Below are 22,020 nucleotides of genomic sequence, written 5' to 3' on the forward strand. Positions count from 1 at the left end.
TAACTTTACTTTTATCGGAAGTACCAAAAACAAAATTGAACTAAGAAATTATAAATCCAAAACGATGAAACTGATTGCTTACATTTCTGGATCTCTATTTACCAGTATTACATTATTGTCAATGTTGTTTAAAATTATGCATTGGCCCGGCGGAGCTATTGGACTCATAATCGGTTATTGCGGATTGGCTTTAATTTTCGTTCCCTCCTTTGCCGTTTACCGATACAATAAAATTAAATAGAAACTATGAATTGTCAAATAACTTCAGTTCGTTAAGTTTCCTGAAACACATTAATGGATTCGTCATTCATAATTGATATAATCTCCCATTTTTGTTAATTTTGAGAACCATAATTATAAACTCAAATTTAATGATCAAACAAGGGAAATCATATTCAAAAGACGGACATATAGCATTTATTGTAGGGAAGGAATTCACAACAATAGAAGGCGTTTCAACGATTGTAGAAGAACAAGCAAAGAAATTCATCGCATCTGATGAAAAGACAGATTATATAAAATTAGGGGAACAGTTTATTTTCTTCGTAAAGGAGAATGACGATTTAGAGAAAATTCGTGTGGCTGGTCATGAAATCAGAACAAAATTATCTAAATCAGCTGAAGAGATTTTTATTTCTGGTAAAGGAACGAATGCTTTGGCGCTTGCTGAAGGATTGGCATTGTCAAATTATCAGTTTTTAAAGTATTTCAAAGATGCTGACAAGAAACGTTACCATTTAAAAAGCATTGTTTTATTGGATACTTTTGAGGCAAAGCAAATTAGTCGTTTAAACAATACTACAACTGCTGTTTATTGGTCAAGAGATATGGTGAATGAACCACTCTCCTACTTAACAGCTCCTCAATTAGCGAAAGAAATTCAATCATTCGAGAAAGTAGATAACCTAAAAGTTACTGTTTTCAATAAAGCGAAAATCGAAGAATTAAAAATGGGTGGACTTTTGGCAGTGAATTTAGGTTCTGTTGATGAACCAACTTTTACAATTGTAGAATACAAACCAAAAAATCCAAAGAACAAAAAACCAATAATTTTAGTTGGAAAAGGTGTTGTTTACGATACTGGAGGAATGAGTTTAAAGCCAACTGCTGGCTCCATGGATATTATGAAAAGTGATATGGGAGGCGCAGCTTGTATGGCTGGAACTATCTATGCGGCGGCAATGAATGAATTGGATTTACACATTATAGCATTGATTCCAGCAACGGATAATCGTCCGGGTGGAAATGCTTATGTTCCTGGTGATGTAATTACAATGTATGATGGAACAACAGTTGAAGTTTTAAATACGGACGCTGAAGGAAGAATGATTTTGGCAGATGCTTTGGCTTATTCCAATGCATTAAATCCGGAATTGGTAATTGACGCAGCCACTTTAACTGGTGCAGCAGTTGCAGCGATAGGACAAAAAGCAGCTTGTATAATGGGAAATGCTAATCAGGAAATCATTGATGAGTTAGTTAAATCTGGATATAATGTTCACGAAAGATTAGCACAAATGCCATTTTGGGATGATTATGCTGAAGAAGTTAAATCTTCAATTGCAGATTTAAAAAACATTGGAGGAAAGTATGCAGGAAGTATTACCGCTGGAAAATTCCTTGAGCATTTTGTGAAATCTCCTTACATTCACTTGGATATCGCTGGTCCTGCTTTTTTAGGTTCTGAAGAAAATTACAAAGGAAAAGGTGGAACTGGAACTGGGGTTAGGTTGTTGAATAACTTTTTAGAGAATTACTAATTCTTTGTGACTTCGACAGCCAACAAATTCTCCTCTGTAGTCGTTCCCTTCGACAGGCTCAGTCAACGGATTACTCTTCGGTGACTGAGCTTGTCGAAGGCGACGAAGGAATTGAAGAAATTGAAGCCAGTCGAAGGGAGCGTCTCGAAAGAGGAATCCGTTGACTGTCAAAGGCAACATATTCAGAAACTAAAATTTTGCTGGAAAAACGAAGGTTAACTAGCAAAATTTGTGTTATTTTAACCCCTTATTGATTCAAATTAGCGTGAAAGAAATTATAAAACAGTTTAAAGATAAAACACCAAATGCATTGTATTTACTGCATGGTGATGAATCTTTCTATATCGATCAAATTACTGATGCAGCCACTAAATACATTTTAGATGAAAGCGAACGTGACTTTAATTTGACGGTTTTATATGGGAAAGATGCTGATATGGGTCAGCTTCAAGAGCAAGTAAAACAATATCCGATGATGGCTGAACGCCAGTTGGTGATTGTAAAAGAAGCACAAGATGTAAAGGATTGGGGAATGATGGAAGCTTATTTTGAGAATCCATCACCGACCACAGTTTTGATTCTTGCACATAAACACAAGAAAGCTGATTCTCGAAAGAAGTTCTTTAAAACCATTAAGAAAAATGGTGTTATTTTCGAAAGTAAAAAGCTTTATGAAAATCAAGTCGATGGTTGGATTATCACTTATTTGAAAGGAAAAGGATATTCCATCAATCAAAAAGCGACAATGCTTTTGGTTGAATTTTTAGGCGCTGATTTAGGGAAAATTGCCAAAGAACTTGAGAAACTAATGATTGTTCTTGAAAAAGGAACACAAATTAGCGAAGTTCATATTGAAGAAAATATAGGAATTTCTAAAGATTACAATGCTTTTGAATTAACGAATGCTTTGGCTTCTCGTGATATTTTGAAAGCCAATAAAATCATAAATTATTTCGAACAGAATCCAAAAGCGGCGCATATTACACAGTTGATTCCATTATTATTTGGTTTTCATGAACGATTGATGAAAGCACATTTTTCTAATGCAACTGATGTCAATGGATTAATGTCAGCATTAAAAATGAGTTATCCAGCGGCAAAAGAAGTTTTACAAGCCAAGCGAATTTATAATCCAAAAAAGATTGCTAAAAACATTGCAACACTTCAAGAATACGATTTAAAAAGTAAGGGAATAAATCATGGGCCAGGTTCTGATGCAGATTTATTGCGTGAATTAGTTTATCTATTAATGCACTAGTCTAAACAAATGAGAAGATTTTATATTGATATCGAAACTTTGGATCAGGCTGAAATAACATTGCCACCTGACGAATCAAAACACGCAGCGAAAGTTTTGCGCATGACGCCAGGAGATCAAATGGAGATTGTGAATGGAACTGGAGTTGTATTTACTGGTGAAATAACCGATAGCGCTCCAAAGGCAGTCGTAGTAAAAAGAATTGATTTTCATAAAGCTATTCAAGACGCACACCACATTCACATTGCGATTGCTCCTACTAAAAATAACGACCGTTTCGAATGGTTTTTAGAGAAAGCAACGGAATTAGGAATTCATGAAATCACACCGATTTTATGCAAAAATGCCGAACGCAAAAAGATTAAAAATGAACGATTCCATAAGATTTTAGTTTCAGCGATGAAACAATCAAAGCGTTTGTTTATTCCAAAATTAAATGAATTAACTTCTATTGAAGCCTTTATAAAGCAACATCCAAATGGATTAATTGCACATTGTTACGAGGAAGAAGAACGAAATACCACAATTCAAAAGCAATTAGCATTAGATTCCAGCAAATGGATTGGGAAAAACACTCCAATTTTAATTGGACCTGAGGGAGATTTTACCTTAAATGAAGTTAAAAAAGCCATAAAAAATGGATATCAAGCCGTAACTTTGGGTAATACGCGTTTGAGAACTGAAACGGCGGGTGTTTATGCATGTATGAATGTCAAACTATTTTTTGAAGAACGTTAGAATAATTACCATGAAATTAATATTGAGCATTTTTTCATTTTTCATCTTAACTTTCGCTTTCGGGCAAGGAAGTTATCAATTGGCAGTACTCAAATACAGCGGTGGCGGTGATTATTACGCCAATCCAACTGCTGTTCCAAACCTAGTGAAATTCGCCAATCAACAATTAAATGCGAACATTAATCCAGAAGTTCCTTATGTTGATGTGGGCTCTTCCCTCCTATTTACTTATCCATTTGTTCACATGACAGGACATGGAAACGTTGTATTTTCTAATTCTGAAAGAGAGAATTTAAGAAATTATTTAATTGGAGGAGGATTTCTACACATCGATGATAATTACGGAATGGATCAATATATTCGTCCGGAACTTGAAAAGTTATTTCCTAATTTTAAATTAGTAGAACTGCCTTATAATCATCCCATTTTTAATCAAAAATATAAGTTCAACGGATTACCTAAAATTCATGAACATGACGGAGAAAGAGCACAAGCATTTGGAATTATAATTGAAGGCAGATTAGCTTTACTTTATACTTATGAAACAGATTTAGGAGACGGTTGGGAAGACATTACTGTGCACAGTGATACGCAGGAGAATCATGAAAAAGCACTTAAAATGGGACTCAATATTTTACAATTTGCACTAATTAACGGAGGATTAGAATGAATAACATTATGAAATATTTACTTTTTTCAATTGTACTATTATTAAATGCGCATTTGGTAATTGGTCAAAAAATTGACTACAAAAAACCACCTAGCCAAGAAAATACCTACTTATTTAAAGTAGTTAAATACCATAGACAGCCTGCTCCACCTGCATATATGAAAAACCGGATTTCAGAAATAGCAGATAAACCGACAACTCAGTGGACAGCGCAAGACAGTTTATTTTATGCTTACGAAAATGTTCATTTAGAGAAATTTGAAAAAGCTTTGAGTATTTTTGCGAGATTACAAATTGATACTATTCAGGAGCCTCACGCGCAGATGCTTTACCGAACAACTTTACAGCATTTAGAACGGTATGAAATGCTTAAAAAATTCAATAAAAAAACAATTCCAGAAGATCCTATTTCAATTTACAGTATAAAAAGCGCTGTACTTGACTTAAATGACGCATATATAAAGTACAAAAAGAAAACTTTCATTCCTGATTCAACTTTAATATTTCCAATTCTAAAAGATAAGGCATTAGAGGAAATGAATCCTAAGAAATCGCCAAATAATAACAAATTGGTAGAAATTGCTTTTGCTATTGATTCTGCTTTTCGTCATTTTACTATTCTCCATGATGAAAAAGATTATATTCTATCTCAAGCCTTTGAAGAAATGGCAGATTTTCAAAAAGAATATTTCTATACCACTAATGCTTTATTTTATTACGCTGGCTCAAGACATTATTATGCACCTGACATGGCGGTTGTTGAAAAATACAATAGCACTGTTGAAGAAATGAACGAAAACAATTATATTTCTATAAGCTTTAAAACGAAGTTTGGGAAAATTATTAGTAATCGTTTTCGAATGAAAACAGATTTTACCGAAAAAGCCGCAAAAGATTCATCTGTTGCTCCGAAATTCACTCCACCACCAAAAAAAGAAGGTCAGAAAGATTATTTACCCTGGATAAATAATTCAATTCTCATAATGATCATTCTTGCCTTGGCTTTAGCGTTTGTAGTGTTTTTCATGAAGTCTAAGAAGTAGAAATCTCGAAAAATCGAGACAGTATTGAGTTTGGAGTATTGAATATCGTGGCGTAAAAAACTGAAATTCAAATAAATAAAATACGTTTCATGAAATTCACATTAAAAACCACATTTACTTCTAACTTTTATTTTCAATTTTGGAGAATTGAAGAAAAATTCCTAAAGGCTGATATACATTACCCTTCCCAACATCATTAAACATTGATAATAATGCTCAAAAACCATCCCTATCGCGTTAATAATTAATCCTTGACAATTAACCATTATATTCTAAAACTGCTTTCCTAACAGATCCAAATTCCAACAATAAAGCCTTCGCCTCTTCAAACTCAATCCCGCATTGCTCTGCTACCATATTTGCTCCACGGATAACCAATTTAGCATTACTCAATTGCATATCTACCATTTTATTTCCTTGCACTTTTCCTAAACCAATCATCAAACTCGTTGAAATCATGTTTAAAATCAATTTCTGTGCTGTTCCTGATTTCAAACGTGTACTTCCAGTCACAAACTCGGGCCCAACCACAGCAACTAATCCATGTTGAGCTACTTTACTCAATGGACTATCAGGATTACAAGTAATTCCAGCAGTTAAGTTTCCCGCTGCATTTGCTTTTTCTAAAGCTCCCAAAACATAAGGTGTTGTTCCAGAAGCTGCAATTCCAACTATAATATCATCTTTTTGGATATTCATTTTCTGCAATTCCTCCCAACCTAATTCCGTATTATCCTCCGCATTTTCAACTGCAATTCTAATCGCAGCATCTCCACCAGCGATTAATCCAACCACTAAACCTTGTTCAACTCCAAATGTTGGGGGACACTCCGAAGCATCAAGAATTCCTAGTCTTCCGCTCGTTCCAGCACCAAGATAGAATAATCTTCCACCTCTTTTCATGCGAATTAATGCTTCTTCAACAAATGCTGTAATTTCGGGTACGATTGCCTCAACTGCCAAAGGAACCAATTGATCCTCTTTGTTCATTGCCGTTAATTGTTCATGAATTGTTAACTCTTCAAGTTTATCGTAATTGCTGGATTGTTCTGTAACTTTATTCACTGATAAATGTTTTATAGAATGGTGTTAAAAGAAATAATTGAAAATAATTCCTATTCTAAGAATAGCTTTTTGGTTGTAGTTTTCCATCCTGCTTGACTTTCATATTGCACATAGTAGATTTTAATATCAGCTTGACTCTCATAATCTACAAAGAAAATACTTTTATCAGACTGACTTTGAAATTGTACAAAAAACCAATTTCCGTCGTTTATTCCAGCTTCACTTTCATATTCAACTCTATAAACCAATAGGTCCGCTTGACTTTCATAATCTACGACATAAGCTGTTAAGTCAGCACCACTTTTATAATCTGAAATATGAATTTTCTGACCAAAAGAGATAGTCACAATGAGCAGAGTAAGTATTAAAAGTAAGTATTTTGATTTCATAGATTTTCGACTTATAAACTACTAAATTAAGTAAAAAACTCGCCTTCAAAGCAACCCTAATACGATTAATGTAAAAGATGGATCAAAGAATAGTCTGTGTTTCTTCATTACAGAATAAAAATAGTATTTTTGCACCCCATTAAAAAAATACAATGAATAAATTTATCCGAAGATTCACCACTAATCCTAAAAACGACATTCTAAGCGGAATTACCGTTTCATTGGCAATGATTCCAGAAGTGGTTGCATTTGCTTTTGTTGCGCAAATTGATCCGTTGATGGCGCTTTCAGGTGCATTTATTGTTGGATTAATTGCTGCTATTTTTGGAGGAAGACCAGGACTTATTTCTGGTGCTGCAGGTGCGGTGGCAGTAATATTTGTTGCTATGATTGCTGAAGGTCATTCTAAAGGAATGCTTTTCGACCAACCCATTGAAAACATGGGATTCTTCTATTTAATGGCTACCGTTATTTTAATGGGAATTATTCAAATTTTAGCGGGTGTATTTAAGTTAGGACGCTTCGTTCGCTTAATTCCTCACCCTGTAATGTTGGGATTTGTGAACGGTTTAGCTATTGTTATCTTCTGGGCACAAGTAAAAATGTTTACACATAAATCATTGGTGGTTTCAGATACTGGAGTGAAAGAATATGCGAGCACATTTATGCAAGGTTCGGAGCTCTATTTGATGATTGGTTTGGTTGCTTTAACCATGGCAATTATGTGGGGATTACCTAAAATCACAAAGAAAATCCCAGCTGCTTTAACGGCAATTTTAGTGACAACCTTTATCGCTATTGGACTTAATCTCGATGTTTCAACAGTTGGATCTTATATCATTGAAGGTGGTGGAACAGGATTAAAAGGTGAATTCCCAACTCCTAATCTAGAGCTTTGGCAGCATCTTCCTTTTAATTTAGACACCCTGAAATTCATCTTGCCTTATGCATTTCTAGCCGCTTCAGTTGGATTAATTGAGTCACTAATGACAATGAATTTAGTCGATGAATTAACCGAAACCAGAGGAAATGGTGACCAAGAATGTATCGCTCAAGGAACTGGAAATATCATGTCAGGACTTTTTGGAGGAACTGGTGGTTGTGGAATGATTGGTCAAACGGTAATCAATATTAACGCTGGTGGACGTGGTCGTTTATCAGGTATTATGATGGCGCTGACTTTACTTACATTTATTCTTTTTACAGATAAATTGATTGAACAAGTGCCAATCGCAGCATTGGTCGGTGTTATGTTTATGATGGTTATTGCAACTTTCGCTTGGTCTAGTTTCCGAATCATCAAAAAGATTCCTAAATCTGATGCAATAGTTTTGGTAATCGTTTCTGCTGTTACTGTGATTTTCGATTTAGCAATTGCAGTATTCGTAGGTGTGATAATTTCTGCATTATCATTCGCATGGCAGAATGCGATTCGTATTCGCGCTAGAAAACGTGTTAAAGAAGATGGTACTAAAGTTTACGAAATTTGGGGTCCTTTATTCTTTGGTTCAATTCAAGCTTTCAATGAAAAATTTGATCCAAAAAATGATCCTGAAAGTGTGGAAATCGATTTTGTCGAATCTCGTGTAAGTGACCATTCAGCCCTCGAAGCAATTTTCAACATAGTTGGAAAATATGAAGCGGAAGGAAAAACCATTAAACTTAAACACTTGAGTGAAGATTGTAAACAGTTGATGTACAAAGCGAGTCCGAAGTTTAAAGAAGTGATACTTAATGATATTGATGACCCGAGATATCATTTAGCAGCTAATCCTGAGGATTTTCCACGGCCACTTTCGGAATACCCTCTATAATTGTTAATTATCAATGGTTAATTTTAAACGCGATAGGGATGATAATAATTAATGGGTAAGAGATTTATTTTAATTCAGAATTGGAATGATTGATGATTGATATTTGCCAAGTAAGTTTCATTTGCTTTAATGTAGGCTATGTTTTAACTTGGTAGAATAATTCTTCATCAAAATATTTTGTTATGAGGCTACACTTTACACAAATTACATTTATACTACTACTCTTATTCCCTATCCATTCTATTGCGCAAGACAATATTGGTATTAAGTTTTTTGGTTTGAGTCTGCACCCAAAAGGAGAACACGAAAATGCTTTTCTGATGCCTAACAAGTTAGATGAAAATGGTTATTTCGTAATGAATTTTGGTACGGAAATCATGTATGAAAAATTCATTTACAAAGATATTTTATCAATTAAAGTTATTCAAGCAATCTATTCAGACTGTGCTGCAAGATTAGGTGGCTTTAGTCATATTGGATTAAGAGCAAAGATTTTCAAAATAGGAAAACACACTTTAAACGGTGGAATTGGGCCGACACTAGTTTTTAGAAGAAACTGGTTAGATTTAGAAGGATATGTCAACCCAAACCGTTTCAAAGGAGGTCCTGAAAATACGTTCCAATATTTATTCCTTTGGTATGGAGGAGAATTTGAATACAAATATCAGATGAATGAAAAGCTAGATTTTGCTATTTCCTTTGTCCCCGGGTATCCCGATTTAATGAGTTTGGCCTTTGGAGTGAATTTAAGATTTAACTAATAACTTTTAGGCTATTTGTCAGAGAGATTTTTAATGGTATATGGAATAATTATATACTATGCTTTTACCCCAACAAAATCATTATAATTGCTAACCATTGCACTCTATTACTAAATGACTAGATTTAAGCATTCAAACGACTGTTTTATTGCAGCCAAATAATTTCATTATGAAATATCAGAGAGGATTACTTTTGTTTTTTTCCATAGCACTATTTACATCTTGTGTTAACGAAGACAAACCTGCACGTGTGATTCCTGAATATAATAGTTGGAAAAAAATGACCGTTAAAGCTTCGGCTTACAATTCGCTGAACAACCAAACAAAAGGTAATCCCGTGATTGCAGCTTGGGGAGATTCATTAAAAGAAGAAATGAAAGCCATAGCGGTATCACGCGATTTAATTGCCCAAGGACTTACTCACAATACACGCGTTAAAATTGACGGTTTTGATGGATACTATCTTGTAAAAGACAAAATGAATGATCGCTGGAAAAACAAAATCGACATTTACATGGGCACAGATGTGAAAAAAGCACGAAAATGGGGAAGGAAGAAAGTGGTTATTTATGTAGACACTTTAGAGGTGAGTGAATAAAGATCTTGATTTCAATTCGTAATTCGCAATTCTTAATTCGTAATTAATTCAACCTACATTTAAATAATACTGATTTTTCATTTTATTGAATTATTTCTTTCACCAAATCTATTTAATTCGTAATTTTCAATTCGTAATTCATAATTAATTAACACTATGTCGCGATTCAAGATTCGAAAGATTATTCTTTTTACCGTTACAATTCCGCTACTGGCTTTGGCTTCGTACTTTGCTTATAACGTATATCAGGATTCAATTAAGCGATCTGAAATCAAGGATGATTACAGTACGCTTAACTATATCAATAAAGGAATGCTGTCTGTAACCGCTTGGAAAGGGACGATGATGAACATTGTTGAACATCAAATTACGGATTTTGAATTAACCAAAAGTCAGGACAGTTTATTACATCTTCAATTGACAGAATTGATTCGCAGTTTGGTAGATCAAGCGGATAAAACTATTCAGGCAAATGATGAAGGTTTCAAAAATACCATTCGTAAATGGGCTGTTAATACTTTTGTTGATGCAGATGAAATTAAAGCTGGAGCTCCTCAATTTAGTCGACGAATAATCGACGAGGTAATGAAGGAGAAGAACAAAGATCGAATGAAAACTTTGGCAATTAGTAAATTGACTGAGTTTGCAGATGAAACTTATGATTTGCAGGACTCACTCGAGATAAAAGACATTCATGCGAAATACGATATTTCTTTGGGTGAAGATATCAACTCAATTCTGCTGGTAAAAGCGAAGGAATTAGAAATTAAAAACTACAGAGAAACTTTTTTCATTTTAGGAATTGTAGTTATCTTCTTATTGCTTTGGTTTTTTGTATTCAAATTTATTGCTTTACAAAAATCACTTTTCTTTTTATCCGTTATTTTAGCGATAATCGTTCTACTCGTTGGTCTCACAAGCGCCATGATTGAAATTGATGCGCGAATAAATCAATTGGACTTTGTTCTACTGGGAGAAAGTGTGGTTTTTAAAGATCAAGTAATTTTCTATCAAAGTAAAAGTATTCTTCAATTGGTAAATATCCTGTTACAAACCGGAAAAGTGGATTCAATTTTGGTTGGAATTTTAGTTCTTGGCTTCAGTGTGGTTCTTCCTATTACGAAATTGATATCTACTCAAGTTTATCTATTTGGTAAAGATAAATGGCAAAATAACAAGCTCATTTATTGGCTAGCATTCAAGTCCGGAAAATGGTCGATGGCGGATGTTATGGTCGTAGCGATTTTCATGGCTTATGTAGGATTCAATGGAATTTTAGAAGACCAAATGGAATACCTCAATGTACAATCAGATGCCATGAATAGTATTGCCACTAACAACACTTCGTTGCAACCTGGTTACCTCTTATTCATCGCTTATGTTCTTTTCGGATTAATCCTAGCAGCAATTTTAAAGCACATTATTAAAAAACAGCACAAGAGAAGCGTTTAAAAATAATGGTTAATGTTCAATTATTAATGTTTAACGCGAACAGACAATTTAGAATTGATAATTATTTTCACTCTCACCTTTCTACTAAACACTACTTAGTTGGGTGAGGTTACTTTAAAATATACAATTTCGAAAAGGGTGCTTTTTGAAATTATCAATTGTCTATTGTTAATTGTTTAACGCAAACAGACAATTTAGAATTGATAATTATTTTCACTCTCACCTTTTTACTAAACACTACTTAGTTGGGTGAAATTACTTTTAAATAAACAATTTCGAAAAGGGTGCTTTTTGAAATTATCAATTGTTAATTATCAATTTTCAATTAAATTGTAACTTTAAGAATAGTTAATCGTCATACACGTAGATTTGAATTATCAATTGAATTTTTGAATCATTGAATCATTGAATCGTTGAATCATTGAATCGTTGAATCGTTGAATTTCTATATAATTGAATAAAAAAGAATACCATAGCGCAGTAAAGGATTTCAGTGATGGATTATATCGTTTTGCCATTAAATTGTCCAAAAGTGAGGCTTTGGCGCAGGACCTTGTTCAAGATGCTTATGAGAAAGTGTGGATTAAAAAAGAAACCATTCAAGCAGAAAAAGTCAAATCTTATCTTTTCCGAACCGTTTTCAATCAATTTTTGGATGGAAAGAAAAGGAATAAAGTTATTTCTATTGATGAATATCATACCGAGCCAGAAATTCATCAAGAAACTAGTGATTTAAAGGAAATTCTTGAAAAAGCTTTGGCCACTCTTCCTCCAATTCAAAAATCAGCTCTTCTTTTACGTGATTATGAAGGCTATAATTATGATGAAATCGGAGAAATTCTTGAACTCAATGCCTCACAAGTTAAAGTTTACATTTATAGAGCAAGAAAACAATTACAAAAATATATCGGAAAATTAGAATCAGTAATATAATGGAAATTAACAAGGGAAATTATGAAGCTTATTTACTTGATCTTTGGGAAGGAAATCTTTCTGAGGAGTTGAAAGTGATGCTGAATAAATTCTTGGAAAAGTATCCTGAGCTTGATGATGGTGATCATTTGAATTTATTGAGTGACATTTCAATTACTGAATCTAAACTTAGTTTTGATAAAACATCAATCAACTTTGATGAGATTAATTCAAAAAATTATGAATTCTTTTTTATCGCTTATTCAGAAGGTGACCTTTCTAAAGATGAAATGAATTCAATTGAAGGTTTCTTAATTGAAAATCCTGAATTAAATAACAAATTCCTACAATTCAATAAAGCTAGATTACCATTAGAAACGATTAAATATCCAAACAAAGAAAAATTGATTTTAGGAAAAACCCACATTATTTCTATTCCAGCAAGACGATGGTTTATGGGAGTTGTAGCAGCTTCAATTGTATTCTTAATTTGGATTAAACTTCCAATTGAAGAATCACCTTATTTATATACGATTTCACAGCCAGTAGATTTAGAAATTGAAAAGTACACATCGGATTCATTTAAGATTGATTCAAATGAACCAATTAACTCAGTAGTTCTTAGATCAGAAAACAAAATTTATAAGCAACTTTTCACTTCGAATTCTCCAATAGACTCTATTCAAAATAGTATAAAAATTAAAGAATTAGACAAAGAATCTTTAGCTAATTCAGAAAGCAAAAAACAAAAGGCAGAATCTCCATTAAAAGATCAAAATAAAGCACAATCGATAGATAACGACCTAATAAATGTTTCACAATTAAAAGCAATAGAAATCTCCGGAGTCGTTACCTCTGTTGCTTTAGTTAAAGAAATTGATACGAATAAAGGTTCAATAATTTCAGAAAACGATAATCAAAAAACTCCAACCATAGTTGATTTAACTGCTGAATATCTACAACGAAAAAATATTCTTAACGAAGAACGTAGACCTAATTTAAAAGGGATTATAAACAATACGCTCACAAATGTGAATAAAAATGAGAAACCGATTATTTATATTCAAGATATGCCAAAAACCAAAACCACTATTTTTCAACTTGGAAGTCTCAAAATAGAGCGTCAATCAAGAAAATAAAATTAACTACATTATTTGAATCAAATCTTAATGGTATTCTTAAATCCTAAAAGTTCAGAAGTGAAATTCACTTAAATAAAAGTTCTTTTAGATATTATACCAATGTCATTTTAGGTACAAACTTCAATTAATAGAAGGTTTCTAGGTAAAACATATTATCTTAAAAAAGTATAAATTGTTTGTCTAAGCGGCAATGAATTAGTATATTTGAAGGAATCAAAAAAAACAATATTATGAATAAAATTTACTTATCCGCATTGGCTTTAATCGCTGGTGCTAGTATTAGTGCTCAAGTTAACAACGCTGGTTTTGAAAACTGGACAACTGGATCACCAAATGACTGGATCAACTTTAACATTACATCAACTATTGGTGACATTACAGACGGAAGTACAAACGTAATTACTCCAGCTACAGAAGTAACAACTGGAGCAACTGAAGGAAATAGTTTTGCTAAACTTACTTCTTTCAATTTAGCGAACTCAACAGATGCAACCAACTATCCTGATGGAGATTATGGTTCTATATTAGTACAAGACATTGTTTCTACTGACAAGTATGAAGACTTTACTTTTGATGTAAAGTATGATGTTAAACCAAATGATACAGCAATCTTTATTGTACAAGCTTATGATGGTGCTGGTAATTTAGTTGGTGCAGGTTCTGAAATATTTGGAGGAACACAAAATGCATTCTCTACGGTAACTGTTGATATGAATTATATTGGTGCAGTAACTGAGTACACTGTTTTTATTGCAAGTAGTGAAGGACAAATTTTTAACAATGCATTATCTACTTTGGCACCAGGATCATGGATATCTGTTGATAATATTGTTGTAGGAGCTATTATTCCTAATGTTCCTGATGTTACTAACGTTTTAGCAACTGATATTTCTGATAATGAGGATGGTTCTGATTTAGAACTTACTTTTGATATTCCAGATGAATCAAACATTAATGCTTATTATGTTGTAGCAATGCAGTCTAATGTTAGCCCATTTGATTTATCAAACGCTGAAGCTTTTATTGCAGGTAGTGGTGTTATGATTGCAACAACTGGTGCTAATCAAACTTTTAACTTTACAGCTGCTGGTGAATACTGGAGAATTAATGCTGCTGGAGATGCTGTAGAAAATGTAGCTATCGAAGAAGACGTAGAAATGAAAATTTATGTTTTAGTTGAAGCAGCTACTGGATATAGCAGTGTTATTGCTACTTCAAATGCTATAACATTAACATCTCCTGTTTCTGTTACAGATCAGTATAAAGAAATTAGTATCTACCCTAACCCAGCAAACAATTTTGTTAACTTCAAGATTGATGGTTTAGAGAACGGTACAGTTATCATTAACTCTGTTACAGGACAAGAAGTTGTGAATACTACAATTTCAAATGGTATGAAACAAGTTGATGTAAGTAACCTAAACAATGGTGTTTACATTTACACAATTCGTAACAACAACAATGAAGTTATTAAAACAAACAAATTGGTTGTTCGTAAATAATTGAATACATTTTATGTTAAGGAGAGGTTATCTGAAAAGGTAGCCTCTTTTTTTTTGCGCTACATACTAAATCAATAGGTTCAACTTAACAATTGCGTTTTATGAAGATTTCCTAAAAGCAATATGCCATCAACCCATCTCTATTTATTCTATCATTCATATTTACCAGACAATTCAAAATAATATAATTAATGTGACACCATAAAATATGGATTTATAACTTTTTAACAATTGATTACCAACGTATAATATATTTATATTTTAGAATTTATTGTGATATGTAACTTTGAATAACCTCATTAAAAACGTATCTTTATTAAAAGAAATATTAACAAATAAAAAACAAAATTATTATGGACGAAAAATCAAAAATCATCGTAGCAGCATTAGCAGGAGCAGTTGTAGGAGCAGGAGTTTCTTTATTATTAGCACCAGCAAGCGGGAAAGATACGCGTGATGCAATTGCAACAAAGTTTGGAGAAGCAAAAAATGCAACTGTAGATGCTTTAGGAACTGCTAAAGATGCGGTAATGGAAAAAGGAGATGAACTTTTAAAAAAAGCACACCTAAAGTCGTAAATTACTTACTGCGATTAATAACTACAAGAGACTATGAGGGAAAATAAGACTACTGAAGAAGGTATAGATGAAGTTAAACGACTATTAAAGTCTACTTTGACTTTGCTAAAAATTAAAGGAATTAAGAAGATTACTGGGGTTTTAGCTAACGCTACCTATGGATTCTTGAAAATTATTCTAATAATGACAGGTTTATCTTTCTTTGGTTTTGCTTTGGCAATCTACTTAGGTGGTTTATTAGAAAGCTATACACTAGGTTTCTTAATTGTTGGAGCGCTTCCCTTTCTAGCTATTATTTTAATGCGTATCTTCAATAAGTACACACTCCGTTATTTACTCAATGGTTTCACACGTATAATGACTAAGAAATTATGAATACAATAAAGAGCTATAAGGAATTACTCTTAGAAGAAGAGCGCATTGAAACAGAAATTCAGTTGTCAAAAGACTTTATTGAAGAAAACATCAAATCCTATTTAAAGCCGAGTAACTTATTTAGTTTCTTGGAAAAGAAAGTAGAAAAAGAAGATAATCAAAGCTTTTCAGGCGATTTCAAATTAAAGAAATACTTGGTAGGTTTATCGTTAGACTTCTTGTATAATAAAGTGTCAGATAAGTTGCTCACAAGCAAAGATGAAAAGGATGAAGGTATAGATTGGAAACTTATCGTTAAAAGTTATGCTGACCAAATCTATATCGGTAACAAAATCGCAGTTACCGATGCAGTTTCTGAATTCATAGACCAAAACATTGAAAAGTTGAAGAAATAAAATATTATTTCTCAAACAAAAAAGGCGCAATACTATTGCGCCTTTTTTGTTTTTATAATTATTTGCAAGGTAACGTCAAATACTGCGTTTCAACAAAAATATCATTCTGCCAAATTACCATATAAATCATAATGATCCGCTGACGTAATTAAGATCGGTGCAAAGTCACCAATTCTTACATAGTTATCTTTTGCTTTGATTAAAACTTCGTTGTCCACTTCTGGAGAGTCAAACTCTGTTCTTCCAATGAAATATTCCCCTTCTGCTCTATCAAACAATACTTTTCTTACTTGACCAATATGTTTTTGGTTTAAATCGTAACTGATTCCAGATTGTAATTCCATGATCGTATCGGCACGTTCACGTTTTAAAGCTGCTGAGACATTATCCTCAAATTTATGAGCATGTGTATTTTCTTCGTGTGAGTACGTAAAAATCCCTAAACGTTCAAATCTAGATTTCTCAACCCAGTCATACATTTCATCAAAATCTGCCTCTGTTTCTCCAGGGTAACCAGCTATTAATGTCGTTCTGATTGCAATTCCAGGAACTCTATCACGAATATCAGAAATTAGTTTTTCTGTCTTTTCACGCGTTGTACCTCTTCTCATGGCTTTCAACATATTCGTTGATCCATGTTGCAATGGCATATCTAAGTAATTACAAACATTACTTCTCTCTCTCATTACATCCAAAACATCCATTGGGAAACCTGTAGGGAAAGCATAATGTAATTTAATCCATTCTATTCCTTCCACATCAGCTAAACGGTCAACCAATTCAGCTAAAGCACGTTTCTTATATAAATCTAATCCGTAATAAGTTAAATCTTGTGCGATTAACATTAATTCTTTCACCCCTTTTGCAGCTAAACTTTGTGCTTGCTTTACCAATTCCTCAATAGGAGTTGAACGGTGAGCACCACGCATAATTGGAATAGCACAGAATGAACATGGACGATCGCAACCTTCTGCAATCTTAAAGTATGCATAGTGAGAAGGAGTTGTTAATAAACGTTCTCCAACCAACTCATGCTTATAATCCGCTTTTAATGTTTTCAACATACGTGGCAATTCACGTGTACCGAAATAAGCATCAACCTCTGGAATCTCTTTTTCTAATTCGTCTTTGTAGCGTTGAGATAAGCAACCTGTAACGTATACTTTATCAACTTGACCATCTTTTTTTGCTTGTGCATAACGTAAAATAGTATCAATTGATTCTTGTTTTGCGTTATCGATAAATCCACATGTATTGATAATTACAATCTCGGAATCATCTTGCTTTGCCTCATGCTCAACATCAAATTTATTTGCTTTCAATTGTGCCATTAGCACCTCAGAGTCATATATATTCTTTGAACACCCTAAAGTGACAACATTCACTTTGTTTTTCTTCAGCGTTTTTGTCTTCATGCCGCAAAGTTACAGCTTAAAAAAGATTTACAAGCAATCCGTTATAAAAAGAATGATAAACAATAAAACTATTCATATCTTTTTTGGCTCTATATGATTTTGTGTGGGTAGATTTAAAATCTATGATTTTAATTGAAGCCAAAAGATTGTCAATTTGGTTCTGCTTTTACTTAAATGGAATTTTTCTTTTAAAACACAATTGGCTAAATTTGATAAGCCTTTGTTATTTAAGTATTTATAATTCAAAAATCCCAGAGGGACGACATATTAATAGGGATGGGCTAAAGCCCTTCCGTCAAACGATACAATCCGAAACATAACCCCACAAAATCGACCTAATTGCATGCAATTATGTCGATTTTGTGGGGTTATGTTTTATATCTATTTGTTTTAAACCAAGGACTTACGTCCTTGGCTATTAATATGCCGTTACTCCGGGACTAACCAGCTGGAATACAGACCATCATATGCTTGTTTGTGAAAATGAAATGACAATTTTGATAAATACTTTAAAATACAACTCGTATAGGTTACAGTTAAATTCGTAGTAGAACTATTAATTTTTCGAAGGATTAAAATTGATTACCCACAGTATTTCATATAGAGCCATATCTTTTTTACTAAAATGGATAAATTACCAGTGATTCAAACAAATTTATATCTTTGTTGTCATTGCTTGCAATACAATTATGAAATTCATAAACTATGACAAAAATTAAAGCTTTTAAAGCAATTCGTCCTGTTCGAAGCAAAGCTCATTTAGTAGCTTCTCGTGCTGTTTCTACTTACAAAAATTCAATTCTTGAAGCAAAGCTGGAATCTAATCCTTTTTCATTTATTCATATAATTCACCCAGAATTTTTTGAAAATGACAATACCAGAACTTTGCCCAATACAATAGAGCGTTTTCTAAAGGTAAAGGACAAGTACGAAGAGTTTGCGGAAAGAGGAATTCTGCAACAAGATGAAGAAGAAGCTTTTTATGTCTACAGACAATCCACTCCAAATCATTCGTACTTAGGTGTAATTGGTGGGGCGAGTATTCAAGAATACAAAGACAATAAAATCAAAAAGCATGAAGCAACATTGGCTTCAAGAGAGGCTATGTTCACAAATTACCTTGACATAGTTGGTTTTAATGCTGAACCGGTACTATTGAGCCACAAAAAAAGTGAGGAACTAGATTTAGTTCTTTCGAAAATTGTTGAGAAACGTCCAGAATATGAATTCGCTACTACAGATGAGTCAACCCATGAGTTATGGATTACCACTCAAGAAGAAGTAAAACTAATTCAAGATGCTTATGCAAATATCGAAACTTGTTACATTGCGGATGGTCATCACAGGTCAGCTTCTTCAGTTCGATTACATGATTTAATTGCTGCAAAAGGCGATTATTCTAAAGAAAAAAATTACAATTCTTTCTTGAGCTTTTTCATAGATGAAGAAAGATTGAACATCATGCCTTTTAATCGTTTATGTAATACTTTAAACGGCCATTCAAAAAGCAGTCTATTGAATTTGGTGGAGAGTCACTTCGAAGTAAAAGAATTAAAAAGACCAAAACCGCCAGAGCAGTTACATGATATTCATATGTTTATCGACAGAACTTGGTATAGACTTCGTTTAAGGACGGACATGCACAGTAAATTAGATGCAGTGAGTAGCATTGATGCTGAAATATTAACACGTTATATCCTCTCCCCTGTTTTAGGAATTCATGATTTAACAACAGATGAAAATATTTCTTTTCAAAGCGGTGAAGACGGAATTCTAGCCATAGAACATTCCGTAAATTCTGGTGTTAATCAAGTAGGTTTCTTATTGTATCCAGTAACAATGGAACAACTCAAAGCAGTTGCTGACGAAAATGCGATTATGCCACCAAAGTCAACATACATTGAACCAAAAATGCGCAGTGGCTTAACAATTTATAGAATAGACGAATGATTTCAGAGAATTTATTAAAAGTAAAAGCTAACCTTCCAACAGATGTTACACTGGTTGCTGTTTCCAAAACTAAGCCCAACGAGGCTATTTTAGAAGCTTACGCAACTGGTCAACGTATTTTTGGAGAAAATCGTGTACAAGAACTGGTCGATAAATACGAAGCGCTACCTAAAGATATTGAGTGGCACATGATTGGTAATTTACAAACCAAAAAAGTTAAATATATTGCTCCTTTTGTTACTTTAATTCATGGAGTGGACAATTTTAAATTACTCAAAGAAATTAATAAACGCGCCAAAAATGAAGATCGTATTATTGACATTTTGATTCAATTTCATATTGCACAAGAAGACACCAAATCTGGTTTCACCTTTGATGAAGCCAAAGAAATGTTGGAGAGTGGTGATTTTGTAGAACTTGAAAACATAAATGTTCGTGGAGTTATGGGAATGGCGACATTTACTGATAACAAAGAACAAGTACAAGATGAATTCAGAACATTAAATAATTATTTCAATGTTTTTAAAAGTCATTTCTTTAAATTTAACGAGACCTTCTCTATAGTTTCAATGGGAATGAGCGGTGATTATGATATTGCCATTGAAGAAGGAAGTAGCATGGTAAGAATTGGAAGTACTATTTTCGGTGAAAGAAATACTTAGATTAATTTAGATATTCTACAATAAACGTATAAAAACACTGCTATGAAGTTAAACTTATTGGCTGCATTATTTTTCTTATCCTTAGGAGTTGTTAATGCTCAAAACTATTATTTAGATTCTATTCAAATAGAAAGAGATAATTTTGAGCATAAATTATTACAAACAGATTCAATTATAAATAAAGAAGAACAGCAATCAATTGAAAAGCTGAATCACTTTCCTATCGACTCATCTTGGGTTTTAACGGCAAAGTTTAAGAAGAAAAAAGGTAAGATTTTTGACATGCCAACTACCACAAGTAGAACTCCAAAATACCAAAGAATAGGCTATCTTCATTTTGAAAAAGACAATGAAAAATTCAAATTAGCAGTTTATAAAAATTTAGGTTTGACAGCTGAAGAATATAAAAACTATGTATTCGTCCCTTTTGTGGATGCTAATGCACCAGAAATCACTTATGGTGGAGGAAGATATTTAGACCTAGAGATGTCTATCAAAGATAAAACAGTAAGCGTTGATTTTAATAAGACTTACAATCCTTATTGTGTTTATTCTTATCGTTATTCCTGTCCTATTACACCAAAAGAAAATCACATTGATGTGAAGGTGAATGCTGGGATTATGAATCCTGATAAAACGTTGTAGGCACCCCTATTCCGTTTCACAATCCAATTTATAATCCCAATCGAAATCTTTGAATGTAATTCTAGATTCGAACCAAATTGTCTTGGCGTTGACTTCTAATGTATCATTTTGAATAAACTGAATTTGCTGAACAGCTTTTGTTAACATCAAATCACTTTTTGAAAAATCAACTCTTCCTGTTGTTTTCATAGCCTTGATGATTTCTTGTTGATCTTTTGTTGCTAATCCCCTGGCTTTACACTGAGAATAATTTGATTTATCGATAAAAACTAAAGCAGAATCTTTCGGTAAACGTATCATTTCTCCCCAGCCATCAAGGTGTTCATAACGTTGTGGTTTTTCTTCTTTTTTCAAGGCATGAACGATAGTTATGTAACTGTCTTCGTACAACGAAAATTGTAAACGCTTGTCTATAGAATCGTTTTCTTCAATTATATATACCTTCGGGAATTTATCTTTTAGACTGTTTGAAAAATCTACATCTCCATTTACCAGAAACTTATAGATGTTGTCTTTATTTAATCCAAGTGCTTTCAATGAAACAATCTGATCCTCTGGAAAAACAATGATTTTATCTTGAATGGAGTTTTTTACTCTATTAGCAGGTGTCCAAGAACAACCACGGTCTTTAAAAAGAATACTAACGAAAATTGTTCCGATAAGAAATCCGATCAAATAATATCTAAGCCTTTTCCAAATTCCTTGCATAATCACGTATATTAAAATGCAAAAATAGGAGGATTACCAACATGTTTATCAAATGGCGCATAAGAATCTGAATTATCTTTTAATTCAATGAAATAAAAAAATTGTTCCACCACTATTTTAATGGAAACTAATTGAATTCTATAACCAAAGTATTTATCAATATAACTTTCGTTTTTCAATTAATAAGC

At 33.0% G+C, this 22,020-nt stretch carries 23 protein-coding genes; 19 read left to right on the forward strand and 4 right to left on the reverse strand.

Annotation, left to right across the window (positions count from 1 at the left end):
- The first annotated feature begins 64 nt into the window (after nucleotides 1-64).
- The 6 genes from ERX46_RS17465 to ERX46_RS04730 all read left to right on the forward strand — a co-directional run bounded on the left by ERX46_RS17465 (nucleotide 65) and on the right by ERX46_RS04730 (nucleotide 5,469).
- Nucleotides 65-241, forward strand: coding sequence for a GldL-related protein (locus ERX46_RS17465; RefSeq protein WP_165366151.1), 177 nt, complete (start codon nucleotides 65-67; stop codon nucleotides 239-241).
- A gap of 130 nt (nucleotides 242-371) precedes the next feature.
- Entirely contained in the window at nucleotides 372-1,760 is a 1,389-nt protein-coding gene (locus ERX46_RS04710) for a leucyl aminopeptidase family protein (protein ID WP_130092688.1), read from the forward strand.
- A 265-nt stretch (nucleotides 1,761-2,025) separates the two neighbouring features.
- Complete coding sequence (gene holA, locus ERX46_RS04715) at nucleotides 2,026-3,018, forward strand: DNA polymerase III subunit delta (protein ID WP_165366152.1); 993 nt, start codon at nucleotides 2,026-2,028, stop codon at nucleotides 3,016-3,018.
- Between the two features lie 9 nt (nucleotides 3,019-3,027).
- Nucleotides 3,028-3,756, forward strand: a complete 729-nt coding sequence (locus ERX46_RS04720) for a 16S rRNA (uracil(1498)-N(3))-methyltransferase (RefSeq protein ID WP_130092690.1) — start codon at nucleotides 3,028-3,030, stop codon at nucleotides 3,754-3,756.
- Nucleotides 3,757-3,766: 10 nt separating this feature from the next.
- Entirely contained in the window at nucleotides 3,767-4,426 is a 660-nt protein-coding gene (locus ERX46_RS04725; protein ID WP_130092691.1) for a DUF4159 domain-containing protein, read from the forward strand.
- 8 nt (nucleotides 4,427-4,434) lie between these two features.
- Complete coding sequence (locus tag ERX46_RS04730) at nucleotides 4,435-5,469, forward strand: hypothetical protein (protein WP_130092692.1); 1,035 nt, start codon at nucleotides 4,435-4,437, stop codon at nucleotides 5,467-5,469.
- A 258-nt stretch (nucleotides 5,470-5,727) separates the two neighbouring features.
- Here the strand turns inward: ERX46_RS04730 and murQ are convergent, their stop codons facing one another.
- Both murQ and ERX46_RS04740 read right to left on the reverse strand, forming a co-directional pair.
- The gene (murQ, locus tag ERX46_RS04735; RefSeq protein ID WP_317127182.1) at nucleotides 5,728-6,549 is read right to left on the reverse strand and encodes an N-acetylmuramic acid 6-phosphate etherase; all 822 of its coding nucleotides are present in this window, start codon (nucleotides 6,547-6,549) and stop codon (nucleotides 5,728-5,730) included.
- Between the two features lie 35 nt (nucleotides 6,550-6,584).
- Entirely contained in the window at nucleotides 6,585-6,923 is a 339-nt protein-coding gene (locus ERX46_RS04740; RefSeq protein ID WP_130092694.1) for a DUF6150 family protein, read from the reverse strand.
- A 152-nt stretch (nucleotides 6,924-7,075) separates the two neighbouring features.
- On the opposite strand from ERX46_RS04740, the gene ERX46_RS04745 reads away from it, so the two are divergent.
- From ERX46_RS04745 to ERX46_RS04790, 10 genes are all read left to right on the forward strand, one after another.
- Nucleotides 7,076-8,737, forward strand: a complete 1,662-nt coding sequence (locus ERX46_RS04745; RefSeq protein ID WP_130092695.1) for a SulP family inorganic anion transporter — start codon at nucleotides 7,076-7,078, stop codon at nucleotides 8,735-8,737.
- 182 nt (nucleotides 8,738-8,919) lie between these two features.
- Nucleotides 8,920-9,498 carry a hypothetical protein gene (locus ERX46_RS04750; protein ID WP_130092696.1) on the forward strand — a complete coding sequence of 193 codons (579 nt, stop codon included), beginning with the start codon at nucleotides 8,920-8,922 and terminating at the stop codon, nucleotides 9,496-9,498.
- Nucleotides 9,499-9,667: 169 nt separating this feature from the next.
- Nucleotides 9,668-10,096: a 3D domain-containing protein gene (locus ERX46_RS04755; protein WP_165366153.1), complete on the forward strand. Its 429-nt coding sequence runs from the start codon at nucleotides 9,668-9,670 to the stop codon at nucleotides 10,094-10,096.
- Nucleotides 10,097-10,252: 156 nt separating this feature from the next.
- Nucleotides 10,253-11,548 (forward strand): paraquat-inducible protein A, encoded by a 1,296-nt coding sequence (locus ERX46_RS04760; RefSeq protein ID WP_130092697.1) that lies wholly within the window; start codon nucleotides 10,253-10,255, stop codon nucleotides 11,546-11,548.
- 453 nt (nucleotides 11,549-12,001) lie between these two features.
- Entirely contained in the window at nucleotides 12,002-12,481 is a 480-nt protein-coding gene (locus ERX46_RS04765) for an RNA polymerase sigma factor (RefSeq protein WP_130092698.1), read from the forward strand.
- Nucleotides 12,481-13,599: a hypothetical protein gene (locus tag ERX46_RS04770; protein ID WP_130092699.1), complete on the forward strand. Its 1,119-nt coding sequence runs from the start codon at nucleotides 12,481-12,483 to the stop codon at nucleotides 13,597-13,599. The genes ERX46_RS04765 and ERX46_RS04770 overlap by 1 nt, the downstream gene beginning before the upstream one ends.
- A 233-nt stretch (nucleotides 13,600-13,832) precedes the next feature.
- Complete coding sequence (locus ERX46_RS04775) at nucleotides 13,833-15,104, forward strand: T9SS type A sorting domain-containing protein (protein WP_130092700.1); 1,272 nt, start codon at nucleotides 13,833-13,835, stop codon at nucleotides 15,102-15,104.
- A gap of 353 nt (nucleotides 15,105-15,457) precedes the next feature.
- Complete coding sequence (locus tag ERX46_RS04780) at nucleotides 15,458-15,682, forward strand: YtxH domain-containing protein (RefSeq protein ID WP_130092701.1); 225 nt, start codon at nucleotides 15,458-15,460, stop codon at nucleotides 15,680-15,682.
- Nucleotides 15,683-15,715: 33 nt separating this feature from the next.
- The gene (locus ERX46_RS04785; protein WP_130092702.1) at nucleotides 15,716-16,057 is read left to right on the forward strand and encodes a hypothetical protein; all 342 of its coding nucleotides are present in this window, start codon (nucleotides 15,716-15,718) and stop codon (nucleotides 16,055-16,057) included.
- Nucleotides 16,054-16,452 (forward strand): hypothetical protein, encoded by a 399-nt coding sequence (locus ERX46_RS04790; RefSeq protein ID WP_130092703.1) that lies wholly within the window; start codon nucleotides 16,054-16,056, stop codon nucleotides 16,450-16,452. Before ERX46_RS04785 ends, ERX46_RS04790 begins: the two co-directional genes overlap by 4 nt.
- 101 nt (nucleotides 16,453-16,553) lie before the next feature.
- On the opposite strand, the gene rimO is transcribed toward ERX46_RS04790, so the two are convergent.
- A complete protein-coding gene (gene rimO / locus ERX46_RS04795) occupies nucleotides 16,554-17,867 on the reverse strand; it encodes a 30S ribosomal protein S12 methylthiotransferase RimO (protein WP_130092704.1) in 1,314 nt (437 codons plus the stop codon).
- 705 nt (nucleotides 17,868-18,572) lie between these two features.
- On the opposite strand from rimO, the gene ERX46_RS04800 reads away from it, so the two are divergent.
- Genes ERX46_RS04800 through ERX46_RS04810 form a run of 3 tightly spaced genes read left to right on the forward strand, consistent with a single transcriptional unit; the run spans nucleotide 18,573 to nucleotide 21,124 of the window.
- The gene (locus ERX46_RS04800; protein ID WP_130092705.1) at nucleotides 18,573-19,817 is read left to right on the forward strand and encodes a DUF1015 domain-containing protein; all 1,245 of its coding nucleotides are present in this window, start codon (nucleotides 18,573-18,575) and stop codon (nucleotides 19,815-19,817) included.
- Nucleotides 19,814-20,479, forward strand: a complete 666-nt coding sequence (locus ERX46_RS04805; RefSeq protein WP_130092706.1) for a YggS family pyridoxal phosphate-dependent enzyme — start codon at nucleotides 19,814-19,816, stop codon at nucleotides 20,477-20,479. The genes ERX46_RS04800 and ERX46_RS04805 overlap by 4 nt, the downstream gene beginning before the upstream one ends.
- A 42-nt stretch (nucleotides 20,480-20,521) precedes the next feature.
- Entirely contained in the window at nucleotides 20,522-21,124 is a 603-nt protein-coding gene (locus tag ERX46_RS04810) for a DUF1684 domain-containing protein (protein WP_130092707.1), read from the forward strand.
- A gap of 6 nt (nucleotides 21,125-21,130) precedes the next feature.
- Here ERX46_RS04810 and ERX46_RS04815 read toward each other — a convergent pair whose 3' ends face one another.
- Nucleotides 21,131-21,832, reverse strand: a complete 702-nt coding sequence (locus ERX46_RS04815; protein WP_130092708.1) for a hypothetical protein — start codon at nucleotides 21,830-21,832, stop codon at nucleotides 21,131-21,133.
- Nucleotides 21,833-22,020 lie beyond the last annotated feature (188 nt).

The sequence above is a fragment of the Brumimicrobium glaciale genome (genome assembly GCF_004152935.1).
Lineage (GTDB): Bacteria > Bacteroidota > Bacteroidia > Flavobacteriales_D > Crocinitomicaceae > Brumimicrobium > Brumimicrobium glaciale.